The organism is Acinetobacter sp. ABJ_C5_2 (assembly GCF_044538485.1).
GTDB classification, from domain to species: domain Bacteria; phylum Pseudomonadota; class Gammaproteobacteria; order Pseudomonadales; family Moraxellaceae; genus Acinetobacter; species Acinetobacter nosocomialis_A.
In genome coordinates, this window is sequence record NZ_JBIUCS010000017.1 from 50,797 (window position 1) to 61,321 (window position 10,525).

Here is a 10,525-nt window from a genome sequence, read left to right on the forward strand (position 1 = left end):
TTTACTCTGAATAATATTTTAATTTTCACAAGTCGCTTTAGGGTTATTTAAACCTTTGGCAAAGGTAAATGTACTAATTAATGCTAAAGCAACGAAGCTTAATACACCATAAATTAAAGTATTTTCATTGAAATGATCAACTACATAACCACCTAATAATGAGCCTGTAGCAATCATGACTTGGAACATACCAACAAAGAGCGGCATGCCTTTTTCCACTGCATGAGGTGCGTGTACAAACATCCATATATTGGCAGAGGTAGGAAAGGCACCGAATGCAAAGCCCCATAGTGCAGTCAAAACGATGGCACCAAATTCATGAATAGCAAAGATAGGAAAGCCGAAAAACACGATTGCAAAACATGTTCCAACGAAGGCTAGAGTGTAACGGACATTTAAGTTGCCGCTATATCCTGCAAATGCGTTTCCAAAAATACCAGCAATTCCGTAAAGCAATAATAATGAACTAATAGTGGTACCGTTGAATCCTGCAATATTCTTAAAGAAAGGTGCTAAATAACTATAAGCACAGAAGTGAGCAAGACCAATTAATAAGACAATCAGCATGCCACTGCGTGCCTTAGGAGTGCGTAATAGTGCTGGCAAATCTCTTATGTGAATTGCTGAGTCTGGTATAAGTTTAGGTAAGAAAATCAGCTGAAGTACGAGTACAACAAGACCGATCGTAGCTGTAATTCCAAATGCACTACGCCACCCATAAAACTCACTTAGCCAAGTTCCAATTGGGACACCTAATACAGTCGCAAAAGTTACACCAGCCATGACTACGGCAGTTGCTTTAGCAATAGGTAAATGTGCAGGTGCGAGCTTGCCACTTAAAGCAATAGCTGTAGCCCAGAAACCGCCAATTGAGATGCCTAAAATTAAGCGGCTCAGTAATAAAACATGGAAATTTTCTGCAAAAGCAGTAATGGTATTGGCAATCACCATAATTGCGGTCAGTAAAATAAGAACATAACGACGGTCAAGTTGTTTTACTGAAACAGGTAATAGTGGGGCCGCAATCGCTGCCATAATGCCGGGTACGGTAATAATAAGACCAGCTGTACCCACAGAAATATGTAAATCAGCTGCAACGCTATTTAAAACACCAACAGGTAAAAATTCACTTGTTACTAATGCAAATGCTGCAATGGCAACGGCCAAAATGGCAAACCAGCTCCCTTGAGTGGAGGTCGTGGGTCGCGGTTTAGAGGTAGTAGATTGGTCCATAATAAATCCTTACTTGGCTAAATTTGGAGTGAAGAAAGGCAATTTTTTAATTAACTAACGATCATTATGAAAATAAAATAGTTGATAAAAAATCGAACGTCAATTAATTTAATAACGATTGTTATAAAAATAGATGTGATCTTTATGACAAATAGGCATGAAACAGATCTTGCTGTTAACGAAGACACGCTAAAAAAGAAGCGTGGACGCCCTAAATGCTTTGATGAGCAACAAGTGTTAGAAAAAGCAATGTTACTTTTTTGGGAACATGGCTATGAAGCAACGTCTATTAGTGACTTGACGCAGGCTTTAGAAATTACAGCACCAAGTTTATACAGTACTTTTGGTGATAAGGCAGGCTTGTTTTATAAAAGTATTGATTACTACTTAGCTCATGAAGCATGTCCTATTGAAACAATCTTTTTAGAAGCAAAAACTGCAAAAATTGCTTTTGAGTTATATCTTTATGACAATGTGAAACGACTGGTTCAACCCAATAAACCAGCTGGTTGCATGTTGGTCGTTGCTGCTATGAATTGCTCTGATGCAACTCAAGATGTACAGCAAAATTTATTAGATAAACGTATAAAGACCAAAGAAAAATTATTAAAACGTCTAGAACAGGGCGTAGAGCAGGGCGACTTATCTGCTAATGCGCCTCTACAAGAAATGACTGATTTTTATGCCACCGTTATTCAAGGGTTGACTATTCAGGCGAGAGATGGCGCGAGTACTGAGCAACTACATAAAGTGGTAGAACATGCCATGAAAGCTTGGGCATTATTTTAAAAAATTAATGATGTCCTAAGTTCAATATCAATGTCGGAAATACGATATTTCAATTTATTAAGACATTCTTCAGAATAAAATCTCTTTTGTAGATGGTGTATTACTATGAGTCAGGTCATGAAATATCACAAATGGGCATTTATTTTTCCCATTCTGGCAGTACTGATTTGGTCTTTAAATATTGTAGTCACCCGCTATGTCTCGGATTATATTTCTCCAGTCAGCATTAGTTTTTATCGGTGGTTAATCGCCTTTATTATTTTGACTCCATTTATGCTTTTACCAGTTTGGAGACAACGACAGCTGGTAAAAATGTATTTGCCTAAGCTTGCAGTATTGAGTGCATTTGGGATGGTACTTTATCAAGGTCTTGCTTATACAGCGGCTCATTATACCAGTGCGACCAATATGGGTATTGTTAATGCCTTTATTCCGATCTTCACTATTTTTGTTTCGCTTGCCATTTTAAAAGATGTGCCTAATCGATTTGCAGTCTTTGGCAGTATTTTGTCTTTTGCAGGTTTGCTCTATGTCATGTGTCAGGGCGACATTAACCAGTTGTTAAGTGCTGGCGGTCATCTTGGTGATGCACTCATGATTATTGCTGTGTTCTTCTATGCATTTTATGGGGTTTTCCTTAAAAAATGGCAGCTTCCACTTCCAATCATGACAAGCTTATACGTTCAGATTGGTCTTTCTGTATTGTTCCATCTTCCTTTGATTTTCTGGTTTGGTCTTGATGGCTTAAATGCACAAAATGCGCCAAGTGCAATTTATGCAGGTGTATTTGCGTCTTTAATTGCGCCGTTAGTTTGGATGTTAGCAGTACAACAACTTGGGCCAAATAGAACAAGTATATTTATGAACTTGGTCCCTGTCTTTACAGCAGTTATAGCAAGCGTTTGGTTATCTGAGCAATGGACGATCTATCATACCTTCGGCGGAATTATGATTCTGGTAGGTATTATTATGGCTCAAAAGAAGGTTAATTCTAAAAAATCGGATCTATTGTCAGAGCAAAACTAAAGTCGTTGAAAAAACTATGGCATATTTTGAAAAAAACTGATGAAAATATGCCATATTTTTCTTAGTTAAAGTTTTTCTATATGATTTATAAATAGATTATAAAAACAAGTTGAAATATAAATATTAAAAAAGACGAGTAAAAATATTAATATAATTTTAACTTATAAGCGAAAAAAGCTAAATTCCCTACACTTTTCATGCTTTTTTTAGAGAAATAATATATTTCTCTCATCTAGCCTCTTACCACATAATAGCGACCACTACGAAAGACGCTATTTTAAGCAACTTTTCTTTCGTTCCAGAGATATCCAAACCCTCTGGATGTGGTATATACCCATCCTTTTTTATGCTCAGTTATCCCTATATAACTGAGCTTTTTTTTGTCTAAAATTACGGACGAATGACTTCACCCGTTAAGGCATTAATGATTCGACTTGGTTGCTGACTTTGCCCTAAGTCACCATTAAGATAGTTTAATTGTGAACCAAAGTATTGGCAGGCATCTTGTAATGAATGAGCAGGCTCTTGTCCACTAGGATTGGCACTCGTCGACACAATAAAACCATGAAAAGCGTTGCACAATGCCACACATAACGGATGTGTTGTTACTCGTACAGCAACAAGCGGGTGTTCGCCCTTAATCCATGAAGGAATATGTTGATCGGCTGGCAATAGCCAGGTCGTGGCTCTTTCTGATGGTTGATGGTTAGACCAGCAATCAATAATTTCTTGTTGAGTCGTTTGCGGTAATGAAGTCAGTAAATGCTCGACTTGACTAATGTGTCCAGCTAATAAAATGACGCCCTTTTCAATAGGGCGCTGCTTCAATTCAAGAATTTTTTGAAAAGCTTGTTCATTAAATGGATCACAGCCTAATCCCCAGACTGCCTCAGTTGGATATGCCAAAACTTGACCTTGTTGTAAACATTCGGCTGCTTCGGTCACTGAGGTCGTAATCATGGTAATACTTTCCTTTCAATCAAACAGAATCGTTATTGTGCGCCCTAATACTAAGAACGACAACGTAAATACAGCCCTGATTGTTGCATACATAAACCGAGTAGTTCTAGTTCCATCAGTGAAGAGGTCAGTTCAGAAACTGCAACATTATGATGAATAACAAGTTGGTCAATATTCTGGCCTACCCAGTCTAAAGACTGATAAAGGTCAATTAAATGCTCAGGAATTTCTGGGGTATTTACATTAACTTCTTCAGTTTGACTTTGTTGCTGACTTTGCCATTGAGTTGGCAATGCAAGATCTTCAATAATTTGTTCAGGATGGTCGACTAAAATTGCACCTTCACGAATAAGTTGATGGCATCCTTGATGAAACTCACTATAAATATGGCCCGGAATGGCAAATACGGTTTTGCCTTGTTCAGCAGCTTTATTGGCCGTGATGAGTGAGCCACTTTTTAAAGTCGCTTCCACAACTAATACGCCTAAACTCAGACCGCTAACAATTCGGTTTCTACGTGGGAAATGTTGCTGTAAGGGCGGTGTCCCCGGTAAAAACTCAGTAATAATGGCGCCGTTCTGAGCCAAAATATGTTCTGCCAGTTTTTTATTTTGAGCTGGATAAGTACTATCTAAGCCCGTACCAGTGACTGCGATTGTACGTTGATGGGCGGATGCACCTTGGTGGGCTGCTTCATCAATGCCATAAGCCAGACCACTACTAATAAAAAAGCCCTTTTCACTTAAGTAATAGGCAAAATCATAAGCTACCTGACGACCATGTGGGCTTGGTTTTCTGCTACCGACAATCGCGATTTGCGGTTGCAATAAAGCTTGAGCTTGGCCTTTCCCGAAAATAATAGGTGGATGATCTGTATAAGGAAGTAATTGAGTAGGGTAGCCAGAATCATCTGGCGTCAAAATAAAATCAGTATGCTGATGAACTTGTTGTACAAGCTGTTCGAACTGAGCTTGACCTTGAGCGGTTTGAAACTCAGCTACGCGTTTTAAATGATTAGCATGTAGCCCAAGAGAGGGCCATTCTGCTAATCCATGAGGTTGAGTTGCTTTTTCACAGTTTCCAAAATAATCAATAATTTTTTTAAAACTGACTAATGAGTGCTGCACCAAATACCACACTTTAAGCGTGTGGTAATGGTGTGAAGTAAGTTGGGTGAGCATTGTAAAAGGTTACATCCAGCATTAATCGTTAAAGCGAGGTGGCTGAATGCTTGAACCGACTTTAATAGGCAAATCGCTTTCTAGGACATAAGCATAGCTAAGCTGATCAAAAGTTCTAAAAACCATCAGACTACCAATCTGTTGACCAGGAAGTTGAATCGCCTCTTTGGTTTTAGGATCGCGAATCGTCTCGCCTTGTTGGTCAATGTCAAAAACTTGACCTACCTGAACACCTTGCGCTGTACCACGGTCCAACGTCACGACACTATTTTTTGCAGCTCTACCAATTGAACCCATGACACGAATGATTTTGCCGCCGTCAGTCACTTGTTTTGCATCTACGGGGTAAAACAATGTTGGTAAATTAGCTTGTTCTTCAGGCATAACACGATCGCCACGACGTACTTCACCATCATAGCTATCTGTAAGTTCTAATGTAGTGATGTCTTTTTCAGTAGACATTGCAACACCCGAAGCAACCTGTGACAGCTCTATGCCTAAACTATGCTTTTTACCTTTACTGTCCGTGAAATAGTAAGGTTCACCTTCGCGATAAACTGCATAGCGTTGACCATGAACTAAGCCTTGTCCTCGTGCATAAATAGTTTGACCTTTTCCTGCAAGTACACGTTGATCAGCTGTACCAACAACATAAGGTGTGTTGCTAATTGAGTCAGCTGGTAGAATAGTACTGTTCTCTAACCACTGCTTAATATGTTCAAGTGGAATAACAGGAACACTATTATTTAATGCTTCGACGCGAACTTGTGGCTGCAGGTTTGTGGTTTGACCTGTGTAGCGGCGGATAATACCGACACAGCCGTCGCCTTCGTCTTTCCCGACTAGGGGGCGTCCATCTAGGCTACATAATAGTAATCGGTCACCCGGATAGATCCAGTGCGGATTTTTTACATGTTGATTACTTGCCCAGATTTCAGGCCAGCGCCATGGTTTATTTAGAAAATGTCCCGAAATATCCCATAGTGTATCCCCGCGTTTTACAATGTACACATTGGGTGCATTGCTTTTAAGAGAAGGTGGATTATGGTTTGGGCTGGCAGCATGAACCTCCGCTACCGTACCAAGTGCAACTCCTGTACAGAGTGCTAAAGCAAGTAAATGCTTTTTTATCCCCAAAGCATGAAATTGAACCATGCCGTCAAAAACCTTTTTCATTATGATAATTCCTAAAAATTATGCGTGCAGATGCGTTATAATAGGCGGCTAACACACAATTTTTCGATGAAGTATTTCCTTCATTTGGTTTTTCAATCAATGGCATAAGTGAGGACGTCAGTATGGCCTTATTACCTATTTTAAGTTTTCCTGATCCCCGTCTTCGTACCATTGCTAAGCCTGTTGAAGAAGTTACTGATGAAATTCGTCAACTTGCAGCAGATATGCTTGAAACCATGTATGCGGCACCAGGTATTGGTTTAGCAGCTTCTCAGGTCGATCGTCATATTCAGCTTATCGTCATAGATTTGTCTGAATCTAAAGATGAACCTTTGGTTTTCATTAACCCCAAAATAACTCCACTGACTGAAGAGACGCAGCCGTACGAAGAAGGCTGTCTATCAGTGCCACAAATATACGACAAAGTTGACCGCCCGTCACGTGTGAAAATCGAGGCAATTAACCTTGAAGGTCAAGCATTTGAGATAGAAGCTGACGGACTTCTCGCTGTTTGTATCCAACATGAAATGGATCACTTAAAAGGCAAATTGTTTGTGGATTATTTGTCGCCACTTAAACGTCAGCGTGCACGCGAAAAAGTCGAAAAGATTGTTCGTCAACGCGAGCGTGAAAAAGTTGCGGTAAAACGTTAAAAGTTTTTCAAACATTATAGTGTGGATGTGATTTTTGGTTTTTCGTAGTGGTCTGTTGCTCGCATGTGCAGCAGTGTTTTTACAGATTGCGGTATTTTTACAGCCGCTATTACCGAAGCAATATCAAATTGCTCCGGTCTGTGAAACTATTACCCGTGCTTTGCTTAAACCCAAGGCACAGACGGAAACCATGTCACATGCCATGCATCATTCACATCACGAACACCATATCGAACAGGCACAAGTACCTGAACATCATGACCACCATGATGCAAATCACCAGTGCCAATATTGTACCGTCTATGCCAATCTCGTTTTACCACCTGAATTTGGCGTAAAAGAGGTACTCGTTCGTATACAAGTTCGCTTAGTCGCCTATCAACAAGCATTTCGACATGTTTATTTTGCGCTACAGCGACTCTTCTTACTCCCGCAAGGGCGAGCACCGCCTCTATTTGCATAAATAAAAGCAATTTTTTGTTGGGGTCTTGATTGACTTCAATATCACTTTATTTATGTTTTAGAGCGTATAAAAAATGCCACATTCTAAATTTTTACTACAACCTTTATGGGTTGCGATGCTTGCTGTCTCTTATTCGGGTCTGGTTTTTGCTAATTCCGAAAAAAATGATGCTGATACCAAAACACTTCATTCATTAGCACCTATTGTTGTTACAGCACAACAAGGTAATGATGCAAATGGCTTGATTGTACATGCAGACCCGAAACAGCCAATTCAGCCAGTACCTGCTACAGATGGGGCAGATTATCTACAAAGTATTATGGGTTTTAACTCGATACAAAGCGGTGGAACCAATGGTGATGTGACATTCCGGGGCATGTTTGGTTCACGCATCAAAATTCTAACGGATGGCACAGAGAACTTAGGTGCATGTCCAAACCGTATGGATGCTCCAACTTCTTATATTTCTCCAGAAAGTTATGACCGTATTTCTGTCATTAAAGGTCCGCAAACTGTTCAATATGCCAATACAGGTTCGGCAGCAACAGTCCTTTTTGAACGTCAACCTGAGAAACTTACCTCTGAAAAACCTTATCGTGGGCAAGCAAGTGTTTTGCTAGGTTCATATGGACGTATTGACCATAATGTTGAAGCGGCAATTGGCGATGAAAAAAAATATATTCGTTTAAATGCCAACCGTTCAGAGTCTAATAGTTATCAAGACGGTGACGGCAATACCGTACCTTCAGCATGGAAGAAGTGGAATGCTGATGTCGCGCTTGGCTTTACTCCAGATGAAGACACATGGATTGAACTCACAGGTGGAAAATCTGATGGTGAATCGCTTTATGCTGGACGTTCAATGGACGGATCTCAATTTGCGCGAGAAAGTTTAGGTCTGCGGTTCGAAAAGAAAAATATCACTGATGTCATTAAGAAAATCGAAGGGCAGGTGAACTACAGCTATAACGACCACGTCATGGATAATTTCAGCTTGCGTGAATTTAATCCACAAGATGGTATGTCCATGCCAATGGCATCAAATGTTGCACGCCGTACATTGAACGCACGTTTAGCGATGACTAATGAGTGGAATCAATGGAGCTTTATATCGGGTGTAGATACTCAAAATAATAAACACAGCTCACGCAGTAGTATGGGGAGTAACTACCTCAACCAGCCTCGCGTAACGGATATGATCTTTCAATCATACGGAGCTTTTGGTGAACTTGGCTATCAATGGAACGATCTCAACAAATTGGTTACAGGTGTGCGTTTAGATCGAGTCACAGTTGAAGATGAACGTACCGATTCTCAGTCAAAAGGCTTTAATACTAAACTTGAAAAGACTTTACCGAGTGCATTTGTACGCTGGGAAAATCAACATCCTGAGCATGACCTAAAAAGCTATATCGGTTTAGGTTATGTAGAGCGTATGCCGGATTATTGGGAGCTTTTCTCACCTAAACACGGTAATGCTGGCTCAACCAATACGTTTAACGGTGTAAATCCTGAGAAAACATTACAGTTGGATATGGGCTTCCAGCAACAACATGGCGCTTTAAATACATGGGCTTCTGCTTATGCAGGCTTAGTAGATGACTACATTTTAATGAGCTACCACCATCATCCAAGTATGGGGATGGATGGGCATGATATGAGTCATGATATTACTGCGGGTGCAAAAAATGTCGACGCAACGATTGCTGGTGCAGAAGCGGGTATTGGATATCAATTTACCGATCATATTCAGGCAGATTTGAGTGCTATGTATGCGTGGGGTAAAAACACCACAGATGATAAACCACTACCTCAAATTTCACCTTTAGAAGGCCGCTTAAATATTCGCTATGTAGCTGACAAATATAATTTAGGTCTGTTGTGGCGTGCTGTTGCTGAGCAAAACCGTGTGAGTCTACATCAAGGTAATATCGTGGGATATGACCTAAAACCAAGTAAAGGTTTTTCAACCCTTTCTTTAAACGGAAGTTACAACCTTCGTAAAGATATTGATGTATCTGTTGGCATTGACAACGTATTAGATAAAACCTACACCGAACACTTAAATAAAGCGGGAAGTGCAGGCTTTGGATTTGCGAGTGAGGAACAGTTCAATAATATCGGAAGAAATTACTGGGTTCGTATGAGCATGAAATTTTAATCAGCTTAACGAATTAAATGAACTGAAAGAATTAATTTAAAGAGAGAAATGAAATGACAAATAAATTATCGCCTGAACAATCTTGGTGGGGATGGAAGTTACTTATTGTGGCTTCTATCTTGGCTTTACTATTTATGATCATTTTTTACTGGGCAATCAACAATGAGCCTGACTATATGCCTAGTCAAAAAAATAAGCAGATGATGGAGACACATGAGCAAATGAATCAAGCTGAAATGCACATGCACAGTTCATCAGCTCAATAAGTTCTTTAAAATTTGGAAAAGGAAGTTTGGTTAACAGGCTTCCTTTTTTATTTTTAGGTTTTAAAAATTATTGATGTATTCTCGCTAAGATTTTTGCCTTATTTCGATTCTGATAAAGCCTATTGCGGATAGAGCATAGGTCTTCGAAAAGTACAGCATAAATCCTTTGTAAGTATGAATAATATGCTTTTTACGATGATGCGATATGTGAGTCAGAACAATTTTCTTATATCAGAACAACAACTTAAACGCGAATTATCGAACATGATACTGGCTTATTTAAGTCAAAAATAAATAATTAAAATAATTATCATTATAAAACAACATCTTAACTTGATTGTTGATTTAAAATTGAACGCTCAAGTCATAAGTTTCTAATTTTCGCTTGCAAAGGGTTCTTAATCCTCTATAATGCACATCCATCGGCGGTGATGCAGATGGAAACTTGTTGAAAAACAGTTACTTGAGATTAAGTTGGTTGCTTTAAGTGATGAATTTGATGTTAAGTTGGTTTTGAGAATAAGTTTTAAAAATATCGAAATTACCTGTTGACTTTTAAGAGATTAAGAGTAATATAGCCGACCTAGCTTGCTGGTGACGAACCAGGAAGAAGATCA

Annotated in this window: 10 protein-coding genes and 1 pseudogene; 7 read left to right on the forward strand and 4 right to left on the reverse strand. The window is 39.4% G+C overall.

The window, feature by feature from the left end; translation table 11 throughout:
• Positions 1–18: 18 nt before the first annotated feature.
• Positions 19–1,233 carry an MFS transporter gene (locus ACH8JV_RS13605; protein ID WP_396521797.1) on the reverse strand — a complete coding sequence of 405 codons (1,215 nt, stop codon included), beginning with the start codon at positions 1,231–1,233 and terminating at the stop codon, positions 19–21.
• A gap of 135 nt (positions 1,234–1,368) precedes the next feature.
• On the opposite strand from ACH8JV_RS13605, the gene ACH8JV_RS13610 reads away from it, so the two are divergent.
• Entirely contained in the window at positions 1,369–2,022 is a 654-nt protein-coding gene (locus ACH8JV_RS13610) for a TetR/AcrR family transcriptional regulator (protein WP_079744781.1), read from the forward strand.
• A gap of 105 nt (positions 2,023–2,127) precedes the next feature.
• Entirely contained in the window at positions 2,128–3,048 is a 921-nt protein-coding gene (locus ACH8JV_RS13615; RefSeq protein ID WP_396521799.1) for a DMT family transporter, read from the forward strand.
• A 390-nt stretch (positions 3,049–3,438) separates the two neighbouring features.
• Here ACH8JV_RS13615 and ACH8JV_RS13620 read toward each other — a convergent pair whose 3' ends face one another.
• Genes ACH8JV_RS13620 through ACH8JV_RS13630 form a run of 3 tightly spaced genes read right to left on the reverse strand, consistent with a single transcriptional unit; the run spans position 3,439 to position 6,365 of the window.
• Positions 3,439–4,008 (reverse strand): L-threonylcarbamoyladenylate synthase, encoded by a 570-nt coding sequence (locus ACH8JV_RS13620; protein ID WP_019458003.1) that lies wholly within the window; start codon positions 4,006–4,008, stop codon positions 3,439–3,441.
• A gap of 50 nt (positions 4,009–4,058) precedes the next feature.
• On the reverse strand, positions 4,059–5,189 hold the full coding sequence (gene dprA, locus ACH8JV_RS13625; RefSeq protein ID WP_311087048.1) for a DNA-processing protein DprA: 1,131 nt from the start codon (positions 5,187–5,189) through the stop codon (positions 4,059–4,061).
• A 21-nt stretch (positions 5,190–5,210) separates the two neighbouring features.
• The gene (locus tag ACH8JV_RS13630) at positions 5,211–6,365 is read right to left on the reverse strand and encodes a LysM peptidoglycan-binding domain-containing protein (RefSeq protein ID WP_311087049.1); all 1,155 of its coding nucleotides are present in this window, start codon (positions 6,363–6,365) and stop codon (positions 5,211–5,213) included.
• A gap of 122 nt (positions 6,366–6,487) precedes the next feature.
• Here ACH8JV_RS13630 and def point away from each other — a divergent pair, with 122 nt between their 5' ends.
• The 5 genes and pseudogenes from def to ACH8JV_RS13655 all read left to right on the forward strand — a co-directional run.
• Entirely contained in the window at positions 6,488–7,018 is a 531-nt protein-coding gene (gene def / locus ACH8JV_RS13635; RefSeq protein WP_004705924.1) for a peptide deformylase, read from the forward strand.
• A 34-nt stretch (positions 7,019–7,052) separates the two neighbouring features.
• Complete coding sequence (locus ACH8JV_RS13640; RefSeq protein ID WP_039252946.1) at positions 7,053–7,481, forward strand: DUF2946 family protein; 429 nt, start codon at positions 7,053–7,055, stop codon at positions 7,479–7,481.
• Positions 7,482–7,554: 73 nt separating this feature from the next.
• Positions 7,555–9,642, forward strand: a complete 2,088-nt coding sequence (locus ACH8JV_RS13645; protein ID WP_396521802.1) for a TonB-dependent copper receptor — start codon at positions 7,555–7,557, stop codon at positions 9,640–9,642.
• A 53-nt stretch (positions 9,643–9,695) separates the two neighbouring features.
• Positions 9,696–9,908, forward strand: a complete 213-nt coding sequence (locus tag ACH8JV_RS13650; protein WP_174741075.1) for a hypothetical protein — start codon at positions 9,696–9,698, stop codon at positions 9,906–9,908.
• A gap of 147 nt (positions 9,909–10,055) precedes the next feature.
• Positions 10,056–10,202 (forward strand): annotated as a pseudogene (locus ACH8JV_RS13655) (TetR/AcrR family transcriptional regulator); the annotation flags it as partial.
• Positions 10,203–10,525: the final 323 nt, after the last annotated feature.

Excerpts from the sequence above, each read along its gene's own strand:
- ACH8JV_RS13620 (WP_019458003.1), bottom strand. The coding sequence starts at position 4,008 with ATGATTACGACCTCAGTGACCGAAGCAGCCGAATGTTTACAACAAGGT.
- ACH8JV_RS13630 (WP_311087049.1), bottom strand. The coding sequence starts at position 6,365 with ATGAAAAAGGTTTTTGACGGCATGGTTCAATTTCATGCTTTGGGGATA.
- ACH8JV_RS13615 (WP_396521799.1), top strand. The coding sequence starts at position 2,128 with ATGAGTCAGGTCATGAAATATCACAAATGGGCATTTATTTTTCCCATT.
- ACH8JV_RS13650 (WP_174741075.1), top strand. The coding sequence starts at position 9,696 with ATGACAAATAAATTATCGCCTGAACAATCTTGGTGGGGATGGAAGTTA.
- ACH8JV_RS13645 (WP_396521802.1), top strand. The coding sequence starts at position 7,555 with ATGCCACATTCTAAATTTTTACTACAACCTTTATGGGTTGCGATGCTT.
- ACH8JV_RS13605 (WP_396521797.1), bottom strand. The coding sequence starts at position 1,233 with ATGGACCAATCTACTACCTCTAAACCGCGACCCACGACCTCCACTCAA.
- def (WP_004705924.1), top strand. The coding sequence starts at position 6,488 with ATGGCCTTATTACCTATTTTAAGTTTTCCTGATCCCCGTCTTCGTACC.
- dprA (WP_311087048.1), bottom strand. The coding sequence starts at position 5,189 with ATGCTCACCCAACTTACTTCACACCATTACCACACGCTTAAAGTGTGG.